The following is a 23,493-nucleotide window of genomic DNA, read 5'->3' as shown; positions in this document are numbered from 1 at the left end:
TTCGTCACCCGGGCGGGACCGGCCCTGGGCTAGGCTCTCTCGGCGAATCCACCCGGGGGAGCCCATGACAGCACCCACGCGAGACAATGGTGAGGATGCACTCGAGGGACTTCCTCGGCCCAGCCCCAGGAAGTTCTCGACGACACGCTGGAGTCTGGTCCTCGCCGCGGGCCATGGCACCTCGTCCGAGGCGCACGAGGCCCTGTCCACCCTGTGCAAGCTCTACTGGTACCCGCTCTATGCCTTCACCCGGCGCCAGGGACGCGGGCCCGAGGACGCGCGCGACTCGGTCCAGGGCTTCTTCACGCGGCTGCTGGAGAAGAACGACCTCGCCGACGTGGATCGCCAGCGCGGCCGGTTCCGCTCATGGCTGCTCGCCTCGCTCAAGCACTACCTCGCCAACGAGTGGGACCGGGAGCGGGCCCAGAAGCGCGGCGGCGGCCTCACGGGCCTGTCCATCGACGCCGAGACCGCCGAGGGTCTCTACCAGCACGAGCCCTCGCATGACCTGACGCCCGAGAAGCTCTACCAGCGCCGCTGGACCCTGACGCTGCTGGAGCGCGTGCTGTCCACGCTGGAGCAGGAGTGCGCCCGACTCGGCAAGCAGCGGCTCTTCGAGAAGCTGCGCGGCAACCTGACGGGAGACGTAGAGAAGATCCCCCATGCGCAGGTGGCCGGAACCCTGGGCATGAGTGAAGATGCGGTGAAGATCGCGGCCCACCGGCTCCGCGGCCGGTACCGGGAGCTGCTCCGGGAAGAGATCGCCCAGACGGTCGAGCGGCCCGAGGACATCGAGGATGAGATCCGCCTGCTGCTGGTCTCCCTGGAGTAGCCCGTGTGCCCCCAGTGTGGCTCGAACCTGAGCGCGGCGGGCCTGTGCCCCCGCTGTCTGCTGCTCGGAGCACTCGACGAGGAGCCCGAGCCCCTCCCGGCCTCGGGCCTCCCCTCGCGCTTCGGGGACTACGAGCTGCTCGAGCTCCTGGGCCGGGGGGGCATGGGCCGGGTGTACCGCGCGCGCGACCTGCGCCTGGAGCGCGTGGTGGCCTTGAAGATGCTCGTGGGAGGCGGGCTGGCCAGCGAGGCCGAGCTGCACCGCTTCCGCGCCGAGACCGAGGCCGCGGCCCGGTTGGATCATCCGAACATCGTCCCCATCTACGAGGTCGGCGAGCACGACGGCTGCCCCTACTTCACGATGAAGTACGTGGAGGGCGGCAACCTCGCCGAGAACCTGGAGCGGTTCCGGGGAAATGGCCGGCGCGTGGCCGAGGTGCTCTCGGTGCTCGCGCGGGCGGTGCACCACGGACACCAGCGCGGCGTCCTGCATCGCGATCTGAAGCCGGCCAACGTGATCCTCGATGCCGGGGGACGGCCGCACGTGGCGGACTTCGGCGTGGCCCGGCACCTGGAGAAGCAGGCCGATCACACCCGCTCCGGCATCGTGGTGGGCACGCCGGGCTACATGTCACCGGAGCAGGCCGCCGGACGCTCCCGGAACCTCACCACCGCCACCGACGTCTACGGCCTGGGCGCCATCCTCTACGAGTTGCTCACGGGCCAGCCGCCCTTCACCGCGGACACTCCCACCCAGGTCCTCCGGCGCGTTCTCGAGACCGAACCCACGCCACCCCACCAGCTCGCTCCTGGTATCGATCGAGACCTGGAGACGCTGTGCCTCAAGTGCCTGGAGAAGGATCCGGCGCGGCGCTACGGCTCGGCGGAGGAGCTGGCCGAGGAGCTGGATCGCTACCTCCGGGGCGAGCCCATCCTGGCCCGGCCCATGGGAAGGGCCGCGCGCGTGTGGCGGTGGTGCCGGCGGAACCCGGTCCCCGCGGGGCTGGTGGGCAGCATCGCCTGGCTGCTGCTCATCACGGCGGGAGCGGCCCTCACCGTGGCACGAGCGCAGGTGGACGATCGGCGCAGGGAGGAGCTGAGCACGAACATCTACGCCGCGCGCACGGTCGCGGGCACGGTGCTCTTCAAGCTCGAGGAGTACAGCGATGCCATCGAGCGGGCCGCCAGCTCGCCCCGGCTGCGCGAGCCGCTCCTGCGCCATGATCTGCCCGCCCTCCAGGGCTTCTGCCGGGAGATGTACGAGGCACACGAGGATCCACGGCTCGGCCTGAAGCTCCCGGGTGGGGAGTCTCCGTTCGACAGCTGGTTCATCGTGGATGCCCAGGGAACGGTCCTGGCGCGTTGGCCCGAGCCCTCCCGGGACTTCCTGGGCAAGAACTTCGCGTGGCGCGACTACTTCGAGGGCGCGAAACGCAACGCGCTCGCGCAACGGGTCCAGCCCTACATCTCCCGCGCGTTCCTGTCGGAGGCGGATGATCGGCATCGCTTCGCCATCTCCATTCCGCTGCTCGATGCGGAGGGAGGATGGCGGGGAGTGCTCGTGGGCATGGTGGGCACGGGCGCCACCCTGGGTTCCCTGCGCCTGAGCGATCCGGACGAGGCCCGGCATCGGACCGCCGTGCTCGTCGCGCCGCGGGACAGGAACCGGGGCGAGGCCGGGCAGCCGGCACCCGGGGGCTACATCATCCTGCTCCACGAGGCACTGGGGCACGGCGAGTCCCTGCCTCTGGAGGGAGGCCTGGCGCGTGAGCTCGACGAGGTGCGCAGGACCCTGACCCGGACGGAGGACGAGCAACTCCGGATGCCCGAGCCCTGGCCCACCGTGACGCTCGCCGAGCACCGGGATCCGCTCGCGACACGGGAGGGACCGTGGCTCGCGGCCCTGGCGCCGGTGGGCTACACGGGGTTCGTCGTCATCGTGCAGACGCCCGCCGACGCGGCCTTCGAGATGGACAGGACCCTGGCCCGCCGCCTGGTGCTGTGGGGCGGCGTGCCCTTCCTGCTCGGGGAAGCGCTGCTCGGGCTCGTGTTGTGGTCCGCCTGGCGCGCGACGCTCCGGTGGCGCGAGTCCCGGGAGACGTGAGGAGAGGAGCAAGCGGACGAGCGGGGAGCTGCTTGCCAGGAACCGCCACGCTCCCCAGACTAGGCACATGGGGTCCACCGCCCGTCTCACACCCTCCCCCGCAACCCTGGCCGACCTCGAGGCCCTGCCCGAGACCGTCGTGGGGGAGATCATCGAGGGGACGCTCTACACGCATGCCCGCCCACGTCCCAAGCACGTCCACTTTGGGGGCAGGTTGTCCCGGGAACTTCAGGGGCCCTTCGAGTTGGGGCGGGATGGCCCGGGCGGCTGGTGGATTCTCGTCGAGCCCGGCATCCAGGCAGAGGGCTCCCCGGAGTTCGTTCCGGACCTCGCCGGCTGGCGGCGAGAGCGGCTTCCCGAGCTCCCGGAGGATCGCTTCAGCATCATCCCGGATTGGATCTGCGAGATTCTCTCACCGAGCACACGCAGCTACGACCAACGCATCAAGAGGCCCTTCTACGCGCGCATTGGCGTGCGCCACCTGTGGTTCGTGGACCTGGAGGCGCGCACGCTCACGGTGAGCGAGCTCTTGAACGGACACTGGTGGGAGCTGGGCGTCTACGGTGAGGACGATGTCATCCACGCGCCGCCGTTCGAGCTCCTCGCGCTCAGGCTCGGCGAGCTCTGGCCACCCGCTCCGACGAGCTGACCCACCATTGCCGGAGCCGTGGCAGGTGCTCAGCGGCCGGCGGCGTGGGACTCGACCTTCTGCCACACGCGGAAGACGTTGCCCGAGGCGATCTTCTCGATGTCCGCCTCGCTGTAGCCGCGCTCGAGCAGGACGCGGAAGAGGTTCGGGTACTGGGACACGTCCTTGAGCCCGGTGGGGAGCGTCGGGCCCACGCCATCGAAGTCGGAGCCGAGCCCCACGTGGTCGATGCCCACCAGCTTCACCACGTGGTCGATGTGGTCGGCCACGTCCTCCACCCGGGCGAGCGGAGCGGGATGCTCGCGCATATAGGACTCCACGAACGCCTTCACCTCGGGGCTGTCGGGGGTCAGGCCGCGCTCCTGGGCGAAGGCCATCACCGCCTTGCGGCCCTCCAGCTCGTAGGCGTTGTAGGCCTGGGACAGGAAGGCGGAGCCGAAGTTGATCATCACCACGCCCCCCTTCGCGGCCAGGGCGCGGATGAGCTCGTCGCTGATGTTGCGCTCGAAGCCGGGCGTGAAGTGGCGGCACGAGGAGTGCGAGGCGATGACGGGCACCTGGCTCGACTCCACCGCCTGGCGGATGGCGTCATCCGAGAGGTGCGAGACATCCACCATGATGCCCACGCGGTTCATCTCGGCCACCACCTGCTTGCCGAAGGGGCTGAGCCCGTTCCAGGTGCGCTTGCCCGTGTTGAAGGAGGCATCGCTGATCTGGTTGTCCTTGGAGTGCGTGAGGGTGATGTAGCGCACGCCGCGCTGGTGGAAGTGAGCCACGTTCTGGAGCGAGTCCTCGATGGCCGAGCCGTTCTCGATGCCCATGGCGAAGGACACCTTGCCCTCCTGGGTGTTGCGCCGGGCCTCCTCGACCGAGCGGGCCATGGCGAACTTCTCGGGAGATTGACGGGCGATCTTCTCCACCATGTCGATCAGCGAGTCCGCGAGTGCCTTCGAGGCCCCGGGCTTCGTCTGGAGATCCGCGGGGATGTAGATGGACATGAAGGGCACGTCGAACCCGCCCTCCACGGCGCGCGGGTGGTCGAAGTCACCCTCGGCGGTGCGCTGCGAGATGTCCTCGGTGGGCTCGCCATTGGGGCCCAGCTTCTCGTGGAGACGGTACGGCACGTCGATGTGGCCGTCGGCGATGATGACGCGCTTCGCGAGCGCGCGGCTGCGCTCGGCGAGATCCGTGGACGAGGGACTCGCCGGAGTCTCCTGGCGGTTCGAGCCATGGGTGCAGGACGAGGTGGCGAGCAGGAAGAGGCTGAGGAACGCGGTGGTCGGTCTCATGGGGCCACCCGCTTAGCGCACCGGCGCGGGCGCGTCATCGGCATCAGGGCGACTGGCCCGAGGGGTGCGTGAATAAATCGAGGCGGAAAACGTCCCACCCATGAAGCGGCAGTGAGGGGAGAGACGACGTCATGACGCCTCGTTGGTGGGTCTGTTTGGTTCTCGGTCTTGCGGCTCCGGCCGTGCATGCGCAGACGGCTCCGGTCGCCGAGCCAGGGTTCGGGTACACCGAGGAGCAGGATGTGGAGTCGGAGCCCCTGGCGCCCTCCCCTCCTCCGGCGCTCCCCCTGGAGCGGCCCACGCCGCGGCCCTTCCCCGACTCCGTGTGGACCTCCGGACACTGGTACTGGGATGGCGGCGAGTGGCGCTTCAAGCCCGGCGCGTGGATCGCGCGGATGCCCGGCTATCAGTTCGTCAACGGTTACTGGCAGCAGGATGGAGACGTCTGGCGCTGGATCTCCGGTGGCTGGGCGAGGCCTGGCTCGACGGACGTGGAGATCCCCATCGACGTGAGCAGCGAGGAGGTCGCGACGGCGCAGGCGCCTCCGCAGATCCAGGCGGAGACGCCGCCTCCGCCTCCCGCGCAGAACCTCACGTGGGCACCGGGTTACTGGTACTGGTCAGGAAGCCAGTACGTCTGGGTGGAGGGCACCTGGGTCTCGCCTCCCCAGCCGGACCTGGTCTTCATCGCGCCAAGGTGGGTCCGGCGGGGTTACTCGTGGGTCTTCATCGAGGGCGGATGGGCTCCGCGTGGCTCGGTCCGGATCGTCGTTCCGGAGTACCGCCACGCGAGGATCGCCGTGAGGTGGGGACACCCCAACTACTTCTTCCACACCTGGCGGCACTACCCGGTGATGCGTCAGCACGAGTGGAATCGGCCCTGGGGCTGGGGCCGGTATCGTGGTCACCGCTACCACGACGCGAGCCCGTACCGTGATCACCCGCACGGAGGCCGTTGGGGCGGCCGTCGAGGCGGACATCGGGGGGGCGGGCATCACTGACCGGTAGACCCTCACCCCGACCCTCTCCCACAGGGAGAGGGAGTTAGAGGGACGCGGAGGCCTCGGCCAGCTTCTCCTGCGCCGCTTCCCACTGCGCGTAGAGCTGCTCCAGCTGCTCCTTGCCCTCGCGGTGCGTGTCCATCAGCGGCTTCGCCTTCGCGAAGTCGTTGTAGAGCACCGGATCCGCCAGCTGCGCCTCGCGCTCCTTCTGCGCCGCCTCCAGCTTCGCGATCGCCTCCTCCAGCTTCGCGATCTCCTTCTTGATGGGGCCCTCCACCACGCTGCGCTTCTGCCGCGCCTCGGCCTCCATCCGCTTGCGGTCCTTCTCCGTCAGCCCCGCCGCCGGCCCCTTCTCCGCCACCTTCTCGCCCAGGCCCGCGGCCTCGGCCGCCAGCCGCTGCTGCTCCTGGTGGTACAGGTAGTCGTCCAGGTTGCCCGGGTGCGGCACCACCTTCCCGCCCACCACGTCCCAGACGTGCGTCGACAGCCCGTTCACGAAGCTCCGGTTGTGCGACACGAACACCAGCGTCCCCCCGTACCCCTTCAGCGCCTCGATCAGCATCTCCGTCGAGTCCAGGTCCAGGTGGTTCGTCGGCTCGTCCATCAGCAGCAGGTTGGAGGGCACCAGCAGCAGCTTCGCCAGCGCCACACGCGCGCGCTCGCCACCGCTCAGCACGCCCACCGGCTTGTCCACGTCGTCCCCCGAGAACATGAACGCGCCGAGCACCCCGCGCACGAAGCTCTCCGGCTTGTCCGCCGCCAGCGGCCGCACCTCTTCGATGATGCTGTTGTGCTTGTTCAGCTTGTCGCCGTGGTGCTGCGCGTAATACCCCATCACCACGTTGTGCCCGAGCTTCACCGTGCCCCCATCCGGCACCAGCTCGCCCGCGATGATCTTCAGGAGCGTCGTCTTGCCCGCGCCGTTCGCGCCCACCACGGCGATGCGCTGCCCGCGCTCCACCCGCGCGTCCAGCCCCGAGTACACCACCGCCTCCCCGTAGCGCTTCTGGATGCCCTCCAGCGTCATCACGTCCCGCCCCGAGCGCTCCACCTCCGGGAAGCGGAAGCGCATGGTGGCCCGCTCCTCGAGCACCTGCACGTCTTCCATCTTCTCGAGCTGCTTCTCCTTGCTCTTCGCCTGCCGGGCCTTCGTGGCCTTCGCGCCGAAGCGGTCGATGAAGGCCTGCAGCTCCGCCTTGCGCGCCTCGACGCGCTCGGCCTGCGCCTTGAGCTGCTCCATCTCCTCGGCGCGCTGCCGCTTGTACGTGTCGTAGTTGCCCACGTACGAGCGCAGGCCCTCCAGCTCCAGCGAGAGGATGCGGTCCACCTGCCGGTTGAGGAAGTCGCGGTCGTGCGAGATGAGCACCACCGCCTTGTTCGAGCGCTTCAGGAAGCCGTCGAACCACGCCAGCGTCGGCACGTCCAGGTGGTTGGTGGGCTCGTCCATCAACAGCAGGTCCGGGTCCTGGAGCAGCAGTCCCGCCAGGGCCGCGCGCATGCGCCAGCCACCGCTCAGCGCCCCCGTGGGCTTGGCCAGGTCCGCCTCGCGGAAGCCCAGGCCCTTGAGGATGCGCTCGGCATGGTGCCGGCCGTAGTGCTCCTCGAAGTGGTCCAGCTCCGTGTGCAGGTCCGCCAGCGTCTGGGCCAGCTCGAGCTGCTCCTCCTCGTTGGCCGCCTTGCCGAGCGCCTCCTCGGTCTCCCGCAGGCGCGCCTCCAGGGCGTCGCGGCCCGGCACCGTGCTCATCACCGCGTCCACCACCGAGCCCTCGGGCAGGCCCGCCAGCTCCTGGGGCAGGTAACCAATTCGTGACTTGCGCCGGTAGGTGAGTGTCCCCGAGTCAGGGTTCTGGACCCCGGCGAGGATCTTCATCAGCGAGCTCTTCCCCGTTCCGTTGGCCCCGACCAGGCCGATGCGGTCCTTGGGGCTGAGGGCGAAGCTTTCGTTGTCGAAGAGAACCTTCTTCCCGTAGGAGAGGCAGATGTCCTGGGCGATGACGAGGCTCATGGCGGATTCGGGGGTGTAACAGCCTGGCCGCCTTCCGGGAACGGCCGAGATGCCCGTCCGCTCCCTCCCCCGCCCCCGGCCCGGGGCGGCCCCCCGTCAGGACCCCTGCCCGGAGCTCCCCGGGTCTGTCTATACTCGGCCTCCTGATGGCTTCTCCCTGCCCGCACTGCGGTAGCACCGACGGCTCCGACCACCTGTGCAGCGCCTCCCAGATGGCCCTCATCGGCCAGGTGCTCGATGGCCGTTACAAGATCGAAGACGTGCTCGGCCAGGGAGGCATGGGCATGGTCTTCAGCGCCACCCAGACGTCCGTCCACCGTCCGGTGGCCGTCAAGACGCTCAACCCCTCGCTGGCGGCCGCGCCCCAGTTCTTCGAGCGTTTCCGGCGCGAGGCGGAGATCGCCAGCCGCCTGCGCCACCCCAACGTCATCACCATCTACGACTTCGGCCGCGCCCCGGACGGCACCTGCTACTACGTCATGGAGCTGCTCGAGGGCGAGAGCCTGCGCGAGCTCGTCAAGCGCGACGGCCCCATGTCCCTGCGCCGCGCCGTGGACGTCATCGAGCAGGCCTGCCGCGGCCTCGCCCACGCCCACGAGCAGGGCGCCGTCCACCGCGACATCAAGCCGCACAACATCATGGTGCAGCAGCTGGACAAGCGGGACTTCGTCAAGGTGCTGGACTTCGGCCTGGTGAAGGCGCTCGAGGCCGAGGACGAGCATCAGCTCACCTCCACCGGCCAGGTGCTCGGCACGCCCCAGTACATGCCCCCCGAGCAGGCCGGCGGCGAGCACGTGGATCACCGCTCCGACCTCTACTCGATGGGCGGCGTCTTCTACTACTGCCTCACGGGCACCTCGCCGTATGGCGCCAACACGGTGCGCAAGGCGCTCACCGCCGCCCTGACGCAGCCCGTGCCCACCGTGGCCGCCAAGCGCCAGGGCGCCCCCGTGCCCCAGTCCCTCGAGGAGTTCTTCGCGAAGGCGCTCGCCCGCGAGAAGGAAGACCGCTTCCAGAACGCCCAGGAGTTCATCGACGCCATGCTGGACGCGGTGGCGGACCTGTCTCCCGAGGAGCTGGATGCGCTCCCCGCCAACTCGGTCCCCGAGGCGGGCAGCAGCAGCCGGAGCAGCAGGGCCGGCAGCAGCAGCAAGGTGGGCCAGCGCAGCGTGTCGAAGCCGGGCCGCTCGTCTCCGAGTGACTCGCGCTCCCGTCCCGGTGCTCCGGCGGCGCGTCCGGGTTCGCAGCCCTCCGCGGCCCGGGCCGCACAGCCCTCGTCCCGGGGCTCGCAGCCGTCCAGCGCGGCTCCCGCCCGGGCGGGCAGTGGCTCCGCCTCGGCCGCCCGTCCGCGCCCTCCGCGCCCCGAGGCCGCCGCTCCGGCGCCCCACCACACCCACTCGCTCCCCGAGGACACGCAGCGCGGCTCCATGGGGAGGAAGATCGCGTTCGTGGTACTGCCGCTGCTGCTCATCGCCACGGGAGGCGCGGTCGTGGCGCTGCGCCCCTCCACCCCGGCCGAGCCGCCTCCCCCCGTCGCCGAGGTGAAGCCGGCGCCGAAGCCCGCGGCCCCCGCCGTGGACAGCATGATCCTGGTGCGCATCCGCTCCACCCCCGAGGGCGCCACCGTCTTCGCGGGGGATGTGCAGATCGGCACCGCTCCGCTGGAGCGCCGGCTGCGCCGGGACCAGGTGCACGAGCTGACCTTCCAGCTCGCCGGGCACCAGGAGGTGAAGCGCAAGCTGGACTTCAATGGCGTGGTGGCGGACGCGGAGACCGTGAGCGTCACGCTGGAGCCCGTGAAGGCCGAGCCCGTGGCGGAGCCCTCCCGTCCTTCACGCCCCGCGAAACAGAACCGGGACACCAAGGACGACTCCGTCCCCATCTTCGAGTAGTCCCGGGGTTCTCCCGGGGGGCGCGAGGGGTTCTATCGCGGCGCGATCCGGATCAGGTTAAACATGCGCCCCGCGCCGGCGCGACACCCCGCCGGCCCCCGTCTCGAGGACCACACCATGGCTGAAGTCACCCTGGATCTGCGCGGCACGCCCAAGGCCGAGGCCTACGCCGAGCTCAAGAAGCACATCGAGTCCGTCCTGGAGGGCATCAACGACGACGTGGCCGCCATGGCCACCATGAGCTGCCTGCTCCACAACGCCTTCGGCCACCTGTGGACCGGCTTCTACCGCGTCGTGGAGCCCGGCAAGCTGCTGCGCGTCGGACCCTACCAGGGAATCCTCGGCTGCCTGGAGATCCGCTTCGGCAAGGGCGTCTGCGGCACCTCCGCCGCCAAGGGCGAGACCCTCGTCGTCGCCGACGTGCACGCCTTCCCGGGTCACATCACGTGTGATGGGCGCTCGGCCTCGGAGATCGTCGTCCCCGTCTTCGGGCCCAACCGCGAGCTGATCGCCGTGCTCGACATCGACTCCGAGCACAAGGCCACCTTCGACGACGTGGACCGCCGCGCCCTCGAGGAGATCATGGCCTGGTTCTCGCGCCGGAAGTAGGGGCACTCGGGTGGGGGCGGGGGTTGGAACCCGAGGGGAGAGGGGAAATCAACGCTTGGACATCCGGTCCACGATCGTCTGCTCCAGGATCCGCACCACCTCGGACAGCGGCATGCTCGTCGAGTCCAGCCGCACCGCGTCCTCCGCCGGCTTCAACGGCGCCACCGCTCGCGACGCGTCGTCCTGGTCCCGCTTGATCTGATCCGCCAGCACCTCTTCCAGCGAGCGCTCCACGCCCTTCTGGAAGAGCTCCTCGAAACGGCGCCTCGCCCGGGTGCTCGGATCCGCCTCCAGGAAGAACTTCGCGTCCGCGTCCGGGAACACCACCGTCCCGATGTCGCGTCCCTCCAGGATCGCTCCCTTCGGAGCGCCCAGCGCCAGCCGCCGCTGCAAGGACAGCAGCCCCGCGCGCACCACCGGCCGGCTCGACACCTGCGAGGCCGCCATCGAGTTCTCCGGCGTCCGGATCTCCCCCGACACGTCCTCGCCATCCAGGAACACGTGGTTGTCCTCGCCCACCACCTGGAAGGCGATGTGCACCCGGCTCAGCAACTCGCCCAGCTTCGTGTCGTCGTCGAAGGCGAGCCCCTCGCGCCGCGCCTTCAGCGCCACGCAGCGGTAGATGGCTCCCGTGTCCACCAGCGCGAAGCCCAGCCGCCGCGCCAGCACCTTCGACACCGTCGACTTGCCCGCGCCCGCCGGGCCGTCGATCGCCACGATGAAGGGGCGTGCGCTCATGAGGCGAGCACCTCGCGCAGGGCCGTCACGCAGCGCACGTTCTCCTCGCGCGTCCCCACCGAGATGCGCAGCGACGTCGGGTACCCGTTGCCCGCCATGGGCCGCACGATGACGCCCTTGCGCAGCAGCTTCTCGTACACCTCCATCGCCGGCCGCCCGAAGTCCGCCAGCACGAAGTTCGCGTGGCTCTCCGCCAGCTTCGCCCCCAGCTTGGGCAGCTCCGTCTGGTAGTAGCGCAGCCCCTCGCTGTTGAGCTCGCGCGTGCGCCGCACGTGCTCCACGTCCTCCAGCGCCGCCAGCCCGCCCATCTGCGCCGGAATCGTCAGGTTGAAGGGCATCCGCGTGCGCTGCAGGTACGCCACCAGCCGCGCGTCCATCACCCCGTACCCCAGCCGCAGCCCCGCCAGCCCGTAGATCTTGCTGAACGTGCGCAGCGCCACCACGTTCGGGTGCTTGCGGAAGTACTCCACCGCGCTGAAGTACTCCGGCCAGTCCACGAACTCGAAGTAGGCCTCGTCGTGGACCACCAGCACGTGCTCCGGCACCTTCGCCAGGAAGCGCTCCCACTCCTGGCGGCCGAACGTCGTCCCCGTGGGGTTGTCCGGGTTGGCGATGAAGATCATCCGCGTGCGCGGGTTGATCGCCTTCGCCATCGTCTCCAGGTCATACCGGTACCCCTCGCGCATGGGCACTTCCGCGAAGGGCCGGCCATGTGCCTGCACCGAAATCCGGTATGCCGGGAACGAGCCCTTGCACAGCAGGACCTCGTCCTCGGGCGTGGTGAAGGTGCGGATGAGCAGCTCGATGATCTCGTTCGAGCCGCACCCCAGCACCACCTCTTCCGGCTTCACGCCCAGGTGCTCGGCCAGCCGGCGCACCAGCGAGTAGCTGCTCGCGTCCGGGTACAGGTGCACCTTCTGCGACGCCACCCGCATGGCCTCGATGGCCTTGGGCGAGGGCCCCAGCGGGTTCTCGTTGGAGGCCAGCTTGATGACGCCCGTGAGCCCGTACTCGCGCTCCGTCTCCTCGATGGGTTTGCCCGGGACATAGGGCTTGAGCGTCTCGATGTACGGCGGGACGAGCGGTCTCATGGGAGTCTGGATTCCTCGTGGGTACGGCTAGCGCCCCTCGGAGAACACACCGAGCGCGCGGAATTTCTGGTAGCGGTCCTGGATCAGCTCGTCGCCCGACAGCTGCGCCAGCTCGTCCAGGTTCTTGCGGAGCACCTTGGCCAGGTTCTCCGCGGCCTTGGCGTGGTCACGGTGCGCGCCGCCGGCCGGCTCGGGGACGAGCTCGTCGATGACGTTCATCCCCTTGAGGTCCTTGGCCGTCAGCTTCAGCGCGTCCGCCGCCTTGTCCGCCTTGGTGGCGTCACGGAAGAGGATGGAGGCGCAGCCCTCGGGGGAGATCACCGAGTAGACGCTGTTCTCCAGCATCAGCACGCGGTTGCCCACGCCGATGGCCAGCGCGCCGCCGGAGCCGCCCTCGCCGATGACCGTGGCGATGATGGGCACCGTCAGCCGGCTCATCACCTCCAGGTTCACCGCGATGGCCTCGGCCTGGCCGCGCTCCTCGGCGCCGATGCCCGGGTAGGCGCCCGGCGTGTCCACGAAGGTGAGGATGGGCTTGCCGAAGCGCTCGGCCATCTCCATCAGCCGCCGCGCCTTGCGGTAGCCCTCGGGGCGCGGCATGCCGAAGTTGCGCGCCATGTTCTCCTTCGTGTTGCGCCCCTTCTGGTGGCCGATCAGCATCACCGTCCGGCCATCGAAGCGCGCGAAGCCGCCCACGATGGACGGGTCCTCCCCGAAGCGGCGATCCCCCGCCAGCTCGGTGAAGTCCGGGAACAGGTACTGCACGTAGTCGAGGAAGTACGGACGCGAGCTGTGGCGCGACAGTTGCACCACCTGCCAGCGCGAGAGATCACTGAAGATCTCCGTCTGCAGCTTCTTGGCCTTCTTCTCCAGCTTGGAGATTTCCGAGGTGAAATCCACCGAGCCGCTCGCCGAGAGGGCCTTGAGCTCGTCGATCTTCTTCTCCAGCTCGATGAGCGGGCGCTCGAAATCGAGTGGATAGTTGATGCCGTTTGCCATGGCGCCGGACCCCTATCACCTGCCCGTGGGCCTTTACAACGCGCAACCCGTTACGCGGTGCGTAGAATCCCCCCTCCCTTCCGCCCGTCGGAGTGTCATGTACCGCCTGCTGCTCCTGCTCGCCCTCGTCCTCGCCACCCCCTCGGCCGCCCAGTCGGCCCGCGCCCTCAACACCGAGGGTTTCCGCCTCTACCAGGCCGGCAAGTACCCCGAAGCCCTCGAGAAGTTCGAGGCCGCCGCCCAGGCCGATCCCAAGCTCGCCCTCGCCCACTACAACGTCGCCGCCACCCTGGGCGTGCTGCGCAAGCAGGGGCAGATCTGCCCCTACTCCGCCCACCGGCAGACGATCCTCGAGCGGCTCAACACCTCCATCCAGTTGGATCCCCGCCGGCTCGCCCGCGCCAGGCAGGACGCGGACCTGGATCCCATCCGCGACACCCTCGGTTGGCAGAAGCTGCTGGGCCGCTCGCCCTCGCGCCAGGCCGATGTCCCCGAGCTCCTCCGCCGCGTCACCTGGTTCTCCCCCGGTGAGGGCGTCTACGGCTCCACCCGCCGGCTCACCTTCCCCGATGGCAAGCGCGTCGTGCTCTGGCGCCGCATCGTCGAGGACCCCACCCGCACCGAGGAGCAGGCCGGCACGTACACCGTGAAGGGACGCTCCATCACGCTGACCTTCCCGGGACGCAAGCCCCTCAAGGGGCAGATGAGCACGCGTGGAGTGCTGGAGTTCGAGGAGTTGGGAGCGTTCCAGGACTCTCCGTCCGAGTGCGAAGCCTAGGACGGATTGCCCTCGGAGCCACCCCCGGGGACTTGGCGGTCGAGCGCCCCCTGCTCACCCTCCCTCCAGGAGGTGACGGGGAATGGTGCGACTCGCGGGGCATCAGTGGGGATTGGTGGCTGTCGTGGCGAGCACCCCGTTCCTGTTCGCCCTCCTGCTCGCGGCTTCGTCCCCGGGGCTCGTCGAGCCCGTGCTCGGCACGGTGCTCGGTGGCGCCAGCTGGGGGCTGGCCGTGATTCTCGGGCTCCTGGGTGGGGCCGTGTTCGCGGGTTGTCTGGGCGCGCTCTCGCGCTCGCCCGCGATGGCCGCTTCGCCGGTTCGCCGTGTGTTCGGATTGGTGCTCGCGACGTTCGTGCCGCTCGGGCTGTGCATCGTCCCCGCGCTGTGTCTGATGCTCGCGGGGCCCGCCCTCGCCGTGCGCCTCGAGCGCGGCGTGGGGGTGGCTCGTACGGAGCGGTTCGTGCCCGCTCGGGAGCTCGCGGAACGGCTCAGGTATCAGTTGCCTCGGGTGCTTCCGCGTCTGCCACGGTTGGGCGCGTGGTGACCCTCACCCCAACCCTCTCCCAGAGGGAGAGGGAGTAGGCAGGGGTACAACCTGGGGTCCTGATACCCTCACCCCGACCCTCTCCCGGAGGGCGAGGCAGGGGGTGCACAGCGGAGAGGATGGTTCCTCCGTCAGCCTCTTGCTCTCAGGCCGCCTTCGTCTTCGCCGTGGCGCTCAGGGCGTACCAGGCCGTCCGGAAGGCCTTCAGCTCGCGCAGACCCGCCGGATGACGGCCCAGCGCGGGCGCCACCGTCACGGGCAGGCCGATCTTCTTCTCGATCACCTTCGCCGCGTTGAGCTCGTTCTTCCGCCGGTTCTCGCACTTCGGGCAGTCCGCCTTCGGACCCACCCGGTTCACCAGCACGCGCTCCACCTGCAGCTTGCGCTCCTTCAGGTACTCCACCAGCCGCTCGCTGCGCGCCGCCGCCAGCTCCTCACCCCGCGTCACCACCACGAAGCGCGACTCGTTCGGCGAGGCCAGCGCGTCCTCGAAGCGCTTGATGTGCTTGAGGAACGCCGCCATGTCGTCGGCCAGCTCGCCCAGGCCCTTGGACTTGTACTTGGACAGCACCCCGTGCAGCGCCGTGAACCAGGCCTTCGCCGTGTCCGCCAGCTCCACCACGCGCATGGAGCTCACCATGGGCGCCCCGTCCACCACGATCCGCTTGAAGCGCTCCTGCACCAGCGCGTCCGTCAGGCACGACATCGCCGCCAGCTCGTCGATGCCCGGAGGCGCCGCGTCCAGCAGGTTGCGGAACAGCAGCAGATCCGTCGGCACCTCGTTGCCCGTCTTCGGCGCGCCCTCGAAGGCCTTCTCCGCCTTCTCCTTCCAGCGCTTGCGCAGGTTGCCGAACCAACCCGCCATGTCCAGCTCGCGCGCGTACAGGCCCTTGGTGCCCTTGACCTGCGTCTCCACGTCCGTCAGCCGGCTCTGCAGCACGTCCGACAGCGAGTGCGCCGGATCCGTCGAGATGAGGAGCACCGGCCCCTCCTTCTCCGTCAGCGTCACCGCCGCGGCCGCCGCGCACGAGCTCTTCCCCACCCCGCCCTGACCCACGAAGAAGATCAACCGCGTGGGAGGCAGCGGCGGCGCCGCGATCGGCGGCATCGACGGAGCGCGCACCAGGGCCGGAGGACCCTCGGACGCGGCGAACTCCATCGTCTTCGTCTCCTTGCCGCTCGCCCACTCCTTGGCGAAGGGCTTGAGCAGCTCCAGGCCTCGTGGCGCCACCTCGCGCTTGAGCACCAGGTGCACCGGGACGTTCTTGTCCAGCGCCTGGTACTTGCGCACATGAGGCGCTTGTAGCCCGCGGCGGCCCAGGCAGGCCGTACAGCCTTCCTTGTCCTCCACCTGGTTGACCACCACCTCCACCACCGGAATGCCCCGCTCACGCAGCTGCGTGAAGTACATGCGCGTCTGCGCCTCGGGCACCGGCTCGGCCAGCGTCACCAGATGGAAGGCCGAGCGCGCCGGATCCTTCAGATGCGCCAGCAGCTTCTCCGCCTTGGCCGCGAACTCCTCGAGGAACAGCTGCTCCTCGGACGGGGCCGCCGCCTTCTTGCCCTTGCCCGCGGCCCGCTCCGCCCCCGCCTTCACGATGCCCAGGAACTTGCGCAGCCCCACCGGCATGTCGAGCAGACGCAGCGTGTGGCTCGTGGGCGCCGTGTCCACCACCACCCGATCGAACTCGCCGCTCTCGGCCAGCTCCACCACGTGCAGCAGGCCCAGCAGCTCCTCCAGCCCCGGGGTGGCCTGGCCGTACAGCTTGCCCAGATCCTCCTCCGTCAGGTGCTGGCCCTTCACCGCCGCCTTCTGCAGCGCCGGCACGTACTTCGCCAGGAATCCCTTGGCCAGCGCGGCGGGCTCCACCTCCATCGCCCACACGCCCCCGTCCGCCTTGGTGGCCTTCGCCGCCTTGCCCTTGCCCTTGGGCTCCGGCTTCGCTTCCTTCGCGGCCGCGGCCTCGTCCTCCTCCACCTTCACCGGCTTCGCCGACAGCTTCTTCTGCAGCAGATCCGACAGCGACCTCACCGGATCCAACGAGACGAGCAGCACCTTCTCCTTGGGCGCTTCATCCGCGAGCCGCAGCGCGTACGCCGCCGCGAGTGTGGTCTTGCCCACCCCGCCCTTGCCCCCGAAGAAGTGAAGAACTCGCGCGTCGCTCATGAAAACGTGGCCTTCCTTGACGCCCACGGGCGTGGCCGGTCTCCGTCCTATTCTGGACAACCGCGGAGAGGGCACACCGGAGGTGCTCCTGAGTAGGGAGCTGTGGCACCGGTTACCCCGTGGGTGTGTGTACCAGAAGGATCGCCCGCAGTGACCCTGTGAGTCAAGCGAAGACGGGGTATCCCACCCTGTGCTTCGCGCACCGCGTCAGGCCTCGTTCTCATACGGAACATGCGCCCTGGCGCCCGCTCTCCCGGTCTCTGGACGTGGACCGGGAGTGCAGCCCAGGCCAACCGCAAAGGTCGGCTCCGGGCCGGGTTCCGCCGGAGTAGGTAGGCGGCGGTGGGACGGCGATCAGCGGATTTCCGGAGTGCTGCCCAGCGACGGGCCGCCATGGCCGGACAGGGTGTTGCCCTGCTCCTTGCCGCCCTGCTGACGGGCCTCGGCCGCGTACCGGTTGAGCTTGTTGTAGAGCGTCTTCTCGCTCACCCCGAGCACCTCGGCCGTCCGGGCCTTGTTGTTCCCGTTGCGCTGGAGGCTGCCGAGGATGTACTCGCGCTCCACCGCGTCGAGCGACAGGCCGTAGGGCAGGCGGAAGGTGTGGCGCTCCGGGCTCTTGCCCGCCATGTCGGGAGGCAGGTGCTCGCGCATGATGAGCTCGCCGTCGCAGAGGATGACGGCGCGCTCCACGGCGTTGCGCAGCTCGCGGATGTTGCCCGGCCACTCGTGGTTCTTGAGCGTCTCCATGGCGTCCGGGTGCACGCCCGTCACGCGCTTGGCCGAGTCCCCGCGGAACTTCTCCACGAAGTGCTGCACCAGGATGGGCACGTCGTCGCGGCGCTCGCGCAGGGGCGGCAGCTGGATCTGGAAGACGTTGAGGCGGAAGTAGAGATCCTCGCGGAAGCGCTTGGCCTCGATCTCCTTCTTGAGATCGCGGTTGGTGGCGCACAGCACACGCACGTCCACCTCGAGCTCCACCTTGCCGCCCAGCCGCCGCAGCTTCCCTTCCTCGAGCACGCGCAGCAGCTTGGCCTGCAGCTCGATGGGAATCTCACCGAGCTCGTCCAGGAAGAGCGTGCCGCCGTGGGCCAGCTCGAAGACGCCGGGCCGGCGCTGATCCGCGCCCGTGAAGGCGCCCTTCTCGTGGCCGAAGATTTCGGACTCGATCAGGGTGGCGGGGATGGAGGCGCAGTTGATGGCGACGAAGGGCTTGTCGCGGCGCTGGGACAGGTTGTGGATGGAGCGCGCCACCACCTCCTTGCCCGTACCGGACTCGCCGGAGATGGCCACGCTCGCCTTGGAGGGGGCCACCTTTTCGATCAGCTCGAACACCTTGCGCATGTTCGCCGACTGGCCGATGAAGTCCGAGGAGCCGAGCTGCTTGAGGCGCCGGCGCAGGCCCTGCACCTCGCGCATGGTCTCCTTCTTCTCCAGCGCCCGGTCGATGCAGACCTTCAGCCGCGCGGTGTCGAGCGGCTTGACGATGAAGTCATAGGCACCCTCGCGGATGGCCTCCACCGCGGCGGTGATGGTGCCATGGCCGGTGAGGAGCACCACCGGGCAGTCCGGCAGCTCATCGCGCAGGGCGCGCAACAAGCCGAGACCGTCGGTTTCCGGCATGGCCAGGTCGGACAGGACCACGTCCGGGCGGAACTCGCCCGCCTTGCGCAGAGCGTCGTGTGCGTCGAACGCGGTCTCGACCTTGTGGCCCCAGGCGGTCAACATCTCCGCCAGCGCCTCGCACGTATCGCGCTCGTCGTCCACGGCCAGAATTCGCGCGCTGCCCACGTGAGTACCTCCAGACATCAGAACAACTCGTGTAAAGGAAAGGTTGCCGCGACCGCCCGGTCTGGATCAGACGAGCGGGAAGGAAAGCCGGCACGTCCCCGCGCGAAGCTGCAGCTCCACGCCGAGCTGCGCACACCGCAGCTCCAGGGCGGCGGCCGCCTCCGGGGCGGTCTCCGCGGGGGAAGACGTGGCATCCACCACCTCGAGCACGGCCCGGGACTCCTCGGTGCGCACCGCCACCAGGACGTCCGCGCCCTGCTCCGAGCGGCCATAGGCCCTCATCAGCGCCTGCACCACCAGGAAGCCCAGCTCGCCGGTGTCCGACAGCCGCGCCCGCACCCCGGTGGAGATGTTCTGCCGCACCTGGAGGCGCCGCTTGCGGCTCTCGTGCGCCAACACCTCCAGGGCGCGCGTCACCGTCTCCGACAGGTCCGCGTCACCGGGCGCACCCGGGCGGTTCACGATGAACTCGGCGAAGCGCCGGAGAATCCCATCCACGCGCTGGATCTGATCGCGCATGGCCTTGAGGTTCTTCTCCTGCGAGGGCGGGACCTGGCCCGTCTCCCCCTTCAACTTCTCGGACAGCACCTCCAAGTGGATGGAGAGTGCATTCAAGGGGTTGCGCACATCATGCAAGAGGCTGTCCATCAGCGAGGGCACCGCACCGTACCGTGCGGCATCCACCACCGGGTCCGCCCCTTCGCGCACCGAGGGCGCACTGCTGCTCGCAGCCGTGGAGGTAATCACGAAAGCTCCTAGAGATTGACCGGCGCCCTTCATTCCCGCCGCCCTGTCGCTGCGAGGATTTAGGGAGCCGCCCAAGTACCGTCAACCCTGGGGCGGTAATTCTTGCTGGCTGCGAGGAATTCCCACAACGAACCGTCGGCCACTCGGCTGTCTGGATGTCCCGAACAAGACGCTTCACTCGTACTGGAGTTCGAGTCCACGCTCCGTTCGTGTACCGGCCAACAGTGTGCGGGGAATGATCAGCGCCCGCTCGGCTGCTGCTCCGCGGGGCCCGGCCCCACGAGTTCGATGTTCAGCCGGCCCGCGTACTCGAAGATGCGCGGATCACGGTAGAACTCGCCGTAGACGATGCGCTGCACGCCCGCGTTCGCGATCAGCTTGAAGCACGGCCAGCACGGGCTGGCGGTGGTGTAGAGCGTGGTGGGCTTGTCCCGCTCGCTGTCGATGCGAACGCCATTCTTGGCCGCCTGGATGATGGCGTTGGCCTCGGCGTGGACGGTGGCCACACAGTGTCCGTTTTCCATCATATGGCCCACGTCGCTGCAGTGGGGCAGGCCACGGATGGAGCCGTTGTAGCCGGTGGAGAGGATGGTCCTGTCGCGCACCAGGAGCGCCCCCACGTGCTTGCGATCGCAGGTGGCGCGGCTGGCCACCTGACGCGCGATGTCCATGAAGTACTGATCCCACGAGCTCCGGTCGTTGCCCATGCGAGCCTCCCCTCCTCCGGCGGATGTACCGTGGTGGGGCCCGCAGTCGAATTTCCGGCCGGAGGCGCGAGGCTCAGCGGCTGGCCGTCTGCGAGCCGCCTGTACCCGAGCCCGCCGCGTTGTCGGCGAGCAACCGGCCAAAGCCCTTCTGCTGGAGGAAGAGGCGCACCTTGGCGCTGGGGGCGGCGAAGGTCTCGCCGGGCATGGGGACGTCGAAGCTGAAGTTCTGCTCGGCCACGGCGAAGCCCACCTTGGCGGTGCGGTAGCCCTCGACGATGGCGAGCAGCTTGCCGGACTCGAGGCTGAAGATGCCGCCGCCGGAAGCGCCATAGCCGATGGCCGCGTCCGTCTTCACCATGCGCGGCGTCTTGCTCTCCTTGTCCCACTCCACCTGGGACACCATGCCGCCGGAGAGCGACAGGGCCCGGCCGAAGGGCGAGGCGGCCACCACCACGTCATCGCCCAGCTCCAGCTCCGAGTCCGTGGCGAGCCGCGCGGGCCGCAGCGACAGGCCCGGCACCTTGAGCAGCGCCAGGTCCATGTCCGGCACCACGCCCGTGGCCACCACGTGCGCCGTGTACTCGGTGGAGTTGGCGCGATCGTCCACGATGGCGACGAGGTGCGGGTTCTTCAGATCGTCCATCTCCACCGCGTGCGCGTTGGTGATGACGTAGCTGACGAGCCCCTCGGGCGTCTGCTCGTTGCCGATGATCACGCCCGAGGCGGTGCGCCGGGCCTTGCCGTCCTCGAGGATGGAGAGCCGGACGTTGTGGGGGAGGATCCGCTTCACCTGCTCCTTGCGCGTGGGCCGGGGAGTCAAGGCGCCCACCTGATTCATCACCACCGGCGAGCCACCCGCCCCGCCCGTGCCCGCCATCTGGGGGAGCGGGGGAGTCGGGGCGGCGGCGCAGGAGAGCACGGCGAAGAGGGCGGGCAGGCCCAGGGAGAAACGGTTCATCGACGCTCCGAGCAGGGAGGTGGAGGGAACAAAACCCCTCAACCTTTAAAGAGTCCCCATCATCCCCGCTGTCACGCGATTTCTGGAAGCATCGCGGCGGCCGGGCGCCCGCTCCCCCGGCTGCTTCCGAGCATCAGCCGTAGCGCTTCTTCATGAGGAAGAGGATGGCGTCCTTGGCGCAGTGCTCGCAGTAGCCGTAGCGCTCGTGCATTGTCTTGAGGGTGCTCTCCACCTGGGCCTGCTCGCGCGAGGACAGGCTGCCGCGCTCCTCGGAGAGGTACTTGAGGACGTTCTCCTTGTTGCGGCGCAGCACGCGCTTGCGCTCCTCGAAGTAGTGGTCGCGCAGGCGGCGGAACATGTCCGGGAAGATGCGCGGGTAGTCCATCTCCGCCTCCGGATTGTCCAGCTTGTGCGCGCCGATCTGCGAGATGAGCCCGCGGCGGTACTCGCCCGGATCCTCGCCCCTCGGCATGACGATGGCTTCCAGTTCCGCCATGCGCTGCTCGTCCGGACGCTCCATGGAACCGGTGATGCGGTTGCGGACCTTCTCGTTCTTCACCCAGTGGCTCACGTTGTAGACGTAGCGCTCCACCAGCTCGCGGTACTGGCCCTCGGAGACGAGCCCCATGGACTCGCGCACCTCCTCGTCCACCCGGTCGAGGTACTCGGCCTCCACCGCGCGCACGAACTCCTCGTGGTCGTGGTAGCCGTCCACCACCTCCTGCAGGAGGAACTCGTAGACGCTCTTGTCCTTGCAGATGGCCTCGAGCTCCTCGAGCACCGCCAGCGCGTTGAGGCACTTGTAGTCGGGGTTCTGCGCGGCGTTGAAGAGCGCCGTCTTGATCTCCCGGGCGCTGCCGCCGCTGCGGCCCTCGTAGTTGGGGTAGGCGTCGGACTCCTCGTACATGTCCGTGCGCAGCTTGCGCAGCTCCTTGCCGTGCGAGAGGCTGAGCCTGTCCGGCACCACGCCCTCCTCGTACAGGTGCATCTTCTCCACCGGCGTCACCTGATCCACCAGCTCCTTCACCTCGGGCGGGTAGCGATCGGGAATCGGCTTCTTGAGGCGCGTGAGCACGGCCCACATGGCGGCCACCTCGGTGGCGTGCGGGGCCACGTGCTTGCCCACGGTGGTCGGAGTGATTTGAGCGTCGTAGACCTGCTGCTCCTGCTTGAAGCGGCGCAGGTAGGGCACGCGCACCAGCTCGATGCGGCCCTTGAAGGAGGCGAAGTCCGGCAGCTCCTTGAAGGCGCCCAGGTGCTTCTCGTTGGACGAGGCGATGAGCACCTCGTCGAGCTGCAACACGAAGTGCTCCAGGGGCACCTGGGACGTCTCGCTGAAGCCCAGCAGGTACTTGAAGGCCTCCAGCGGGCGCTTGAGCAGATCCGAGTACTCGATGAGGCCCCGGTTGGCGTGCACCAGCGGGCCGTGGGGCTCGAAGAGGGCCACGTTGTGGAGCGCGGGCGGGACGTTGAGCTGCGTGCGGTCCGCCGTCACCTGCTGGTACATGGCGTCCACGCTCATCTGCGGCTCCACCGTCACCGTGCCCACCTGGTAGCGGCGCGAGATGTAGAAGCGCTCGACGCGCACGTGGCGCAGCACCTGGAGGTAGTCGCCCTTGTAGTTGGCCAGCAGCGCCGTGTAGATGCTGCGACACTTGTGGCACAGCTCCCCGTGCACCATGTAGTCGGAAAGCACGAAGTCGCTGTCACCCTGCCCGTCTCCGTTGCCCAGGCCCTTCTTCTTCAGCGCGCCCTCGAGCAGGCGCTGGCGCTCGGAGGGCGGGACGACGAAGAGCGGGTGGTCGCGCAGCTCGCAGGGGATGCGTACGTCGATGGACTCGGCGTCCAGATGCGCGTAGGTGGACAGGTCTCCACCCGCGGCCGCCGCCGCGGCCGTGGCCGCCGCGCGCTGCTCACCGCCGAAGCCGATGGAGCCCTTGACGAGCTTCTCCGAGGGGAAGATCCAGCTGATGCGGTAGAGGGCCCCCTGGGGCTGGCGCGAGTAGTCCTCCATGCCGGCCTTGAGCGCGTTGACGAGCGTGGACTTCGCGCTGCCGTTGGGGCCGTGCAGCATGATCAGCTTGTTGATGCGGCCGGCGCGCGTGAAGTTGCCGAGCAGCCGGTAGATGGCGTTCTGCACCTCCTCCTGGCCTGCGACACCGACCCGGCCATCCCGGTCGCTGGCGGGCACGTCGAAGACCTTGAAGCGGCGGATCTTCCCCGTGGGGTGCGACACCGTCTCCGTGCCGTAATGGTCCATCACGTCGCGCAGGTATTGGGCGGCATTGCGCGACTGTCCCCGTGGGTCGCTCATGAAGAGCGTGACGTACTCCTCGAAGGACAGGATGGAGCGGTTCTTCACGAAGTCGTCGGACACCTGGGCGCCCACTTCCTGCAGGTATCGCTTGGCTTCCACGGGATGACTCCTCTGTGCTGTAGTTCAGGAACCCACTAACCACACCGGACGGTCGCCGCCATGTCGCGCGGAACCCCCGGGAACTTTCCCCTCGGAGAGCGGGATGTCCAGGGCTGTTCTTTCCGTTGTGTTGTTGGCAGTGCTCTCCGCCTGCTCACCTACCTCGACGACGCCGTGCGA

The 23,493-nt window shown here is 69.0% G+C and carries 19 protein-coding genes; 8 read left to right on the top strand and 11 right to left on the bottom strand.

Annotated elements, in window-relative coordinates; genetic code table 11:
• The first annotated feature begins 64 nt into the window (after positions 1 to 64).
• The 3 genes from VFZ09_RS05730 to VFZ09_RS05720 all read left to right on the top strand — a co-directional run bounded on the left by VFZ09_RS05730 (position 65) and on the right by VFZ09_RS05720 (position 3,584).
• The gene (locus tag VFZ09_RS05730; RefSeq protein WP_329726460.1) at positions 65 to 832 is read left to right on the top strand and encodes a sigma-70 family RNA polymerase sigma factor; all 768 of its coding nucleotides are present in this window, start codon (positions 65 to 67) and stop codon (positions 830 to 832) included.
• 3 nt (positions 833 to 835) lie between these two features.
• A complete protein-coding gene (locus VFZ09_RS05725) occupies positions 836 to 2,935 on the top strand; it encodes a serine/threonine protein kinase (RefSeq protein WP_329726459.1) in 2,100 nt (699 codons plus the stop codon).
• Between the two features lie 67 nt (positions 2,936 to 3,002).
• The gene (locus VFZ09_RS05720) at positions 3,003 to 3,584 is read left to right on the top strand and encodes a Uma2 family endonuclease (protein WP_329726458.1); all 582 of its coding nucleotides are present in this window, start codon (positions 3,003 to 3,005) and stop codon (positions 3,582 to 3,584) included.
• A gap of 29 nt (positions 3,585 to 3,613) precedes the next feature.
• Here VFZ09_RS05720 and VFZ09_RS05715 read toward each other — a convergent pair whose 3' ends face one another.
• On the bottom strand, positions 3,614 to 4,873 hold the full coding sequence (locus VFZ09_RS05715; RefSeq protein ID WP_329726457.1) for a dipeptidase: 1,260 nt from the start codon (positions 4,871 to 4,873) through the stop codon (positions 3,614 to 3,616).
• A gap of 155 nt (positions 4,874 to 5,028) precedes the next feature.
• On the opposite strand from VFZ09_RS05715, the gene VFZ09_RS05710 reads away from it, so the two are divergent.
• Positions 5,029 to 5,874: a hypothetical protein gene (locus VFZ09_RS05710; protein WP_329726456.1), complete on the top strand. Its 846-nt coding sequence runs from the start codon at positions 5,029 to 5,031 to the stop codon at positions 5,872 to 5,874.
• A 43-nt stretch (positions 5,875 to 5,917) separates the two neighbouring features.
• On the opposite strand, the gene VFZ09_RS05705 is transcribed toward VFZ09_RS05710, so the two are convergent.
• A complete protein-coding gene (locus VFZ09_RS05705; protein ID WP_329726455.1) occupies positions 5,918 to 7,879 on the bottom strand; it encodes an ABC-F family ATP-binding cassette domain-containing protein in 1,962 nt (653 codons plus the stop codon).
• A gap of 212 nt (positions 7,880 to 8,091) precedes the next feature.
• On the opposite strand from VFZ09_RS05705, the gene VFZ09_RS05700 reads away from it, so the two are divergent.
• Both VFZ09_RS05700 and VFZ09_RS05695 read left to right on the top strand, forming a co-directional pair.
• The gene (locus VFZ09_RS05700) at positions 8,092 to 9,771 is read left to right on the top strand and encodes a serine/threonine-protein kinase (protein ID WP_329726454.1); all 1,680 of its coding nucleotides are present in this window, start codon (positions 8,092 to 8,094) and stop codon (positions 9,769 to 9,771) included.
• Positions 9,772 to 9,888: 117 nt separating this feature from the next.
• Positions 9,889 to 10,380: a GAF domain-containing protein gene (locus VFZ09_RS05695; protein ID WP_329726453.1), complete on the top strand. Its 492-nt coding sequence runs from the start codon at positions 9,889 to 9,891 to the stop codon at positions 10,378 to 10,380.
• A 48-nt stretch (positions 10,381 to 10,428) separates the two neighbouring features.
• On the opposite strand, the gene cmk is transcribed toward VFZ09_RS05695, so the two are convergent.
• The 3 genes from cmk to VFZ09_RS05680 are packed head-to-tail and all read right to left on the bottom strand — an operon-like array spanning position 10,429 to position 13,208.
• On the bottom strand, positions 10,429 to 11,118 hold the full coding sequence (cmk, locus tag VFZ09_RS05690; RefSeq protein ID WP_329726452.1) for a (d)CMP kinase: 690 nt from the start codon (positions 11,116 to 11,118) through the stop codon (positions 10,429 to 10,431).
• Complete coding sequence (gene hisC, locus VFZ09_RS05685; RefSeq protein WP_329726451.1) at positions 11,115 to 12,209, bottom strand: histidinol-phosphate transaminase; 1,095 nt, start codon at positions 12,207 to 12,209, stop codon at positions 11,115 to 11,117. The genes cmk and hisC overlap by 4 nt, the downstream gene beginning before the upstream one ends.
• A 27-nt stretch (positions 12,210 to 12,236) precedes the next feature.
• On the bottom strand, positions 12,237 to 13,208 hold the full coding sequence (locus VFZ09_RS05680) for an acetyl-CoA carboxylase carboxyltransferase subunit alpha (protein ID WP_329726450.1): 972 nt from the start codon (positions 13,206 to 13,208) through the stop codon (positions 12,237 to 12,239).
• Positions 13,209 to 13,305: 97 nt separating this feature from the next.
• On the opposite strand from VFZ09_RS05680, the gene VFZ09_RS05675 reads away from it, so the two are divergent.
• Entirely contained in the window at positions 13,306 to 13,986 is a 681-nt protein-coding gene (locus VFZ09_RS05675; protein WP_329726449.1) for a tetratricopeptide repeat protein, read from the top strand.
• A gap of 82 nt (positions 13,987 to 14,068) precedes the next feature.
• Complete coding sequence (locus VFZ09_RS05670) at positions 14,069 to 14,530, top strand: hypothetical protein (RefSeq protein ID WP_329726448.1); 462 nt, start codon at positions 14,069 to 14,071, stop codon at positions 14,528 to 14,530.
• A gap of 145 nt (positions 14,531 to 14,675) precedes the next feature.
• Here the strand turns inward: VFZ09_RS05670 and VFZ09_RS05665 are convergent, their stop codons facing one another.
• From VFZ09_RS05665 to VFZ09_RS05640, 6 genes are all read right to left on the bottom strand, one after another.
• Positions 14,676 to 16,697 (bottom strand): ArsA family ATPase, encoded by a 2,022-nt coding sequence (locus VFZ09_RS05665; protein ID WP_329726447.1) that lies wholly within the window; start codon positions 16,695 to 16,697, stop codon positions 14,676 to 14,678.
• A 354-nt stretch (positions 16,698 to 17,051) separates the two neighbouring features.
• Complete coding sequence (gene nla6 / locus VFZ09_RS05660; RefSeq protein WP_329726446.1) at positions 17,052 to 18,485, bottom strand: enhancer binding protein Nla6; 1,434 nt, start codon at positions 18,483 to 18,485, stop codon at positions 17,052 to 17,054.
• Positions 18,486 to 18,551: 66 nt separating this feature from the next.
• Complete coding sequence (locus VFZ09_RS05655) at positions 18,552 to 19,232, bottom strand: histidine kinase dimerization/phospho-acceptor domain-containing protein (RefSeq protein ID WP_329726445.1); 681 nt, start codon at positions 19,230 to 19,232, stop codon at positions 18,552 to 18,554.
• Between the two features lie 239 nt (positions 19,233 to 19,471).
• Positions 19,472 to 19,939, bottom strand: coding sequence for a cytidine/deoxycytidylate deaminase family protein (locus VFZ09_RS05650; protein ID WP_329726444.1), 468 nt, complete (start codon positions 19,937 to 19,939; stop codon positions 19,472 to 19,474).
• A gap of 73 nt (positions 19,940 to 20,012) precedes the next feature.
• Positions 20,013 to 20,897: a serine protease gene (locus VFZ09_RS05645; RefSeq protein ID WP_329726443.1), complete on the bottom strand. Its 885-nt coding sequence runs from the start codon at positions 20,895 to 20,897 to the stop codon at positions 20,013 to 20,015.
• Positions 20,898 to 21,030: 133 nt separating this feature from the next.
• On the bottom strand, positions 21,031 to 23,313 hold the full coding sequence (locus tag VFZ09_RS05640; protein ID WP_329726442.1) for a serine protein kinase PrkA: 2,283 nt from the start codon (positions 23,311 to 23,313) through the stop codon (positions 21,031 to 21,033).
• Between the last annotated feature and the right edge of the window lie 180 nt (positions 23,314 to 23,493).

This window comes from Archangium sp. (assembly GCF_036277355.1).
In the GTDB taxonomy this organism is placed as follows: domain Bacteria; phylum Myxococcota; class Myxococcia; order Myxococcales; family Myxococcaceae; genus Archangium.
The sequence above is the reverse complement of the archived record's forward strand: the minus strand, read 5'-3'. Positions and strand labels throughout refer to the sequence as shown.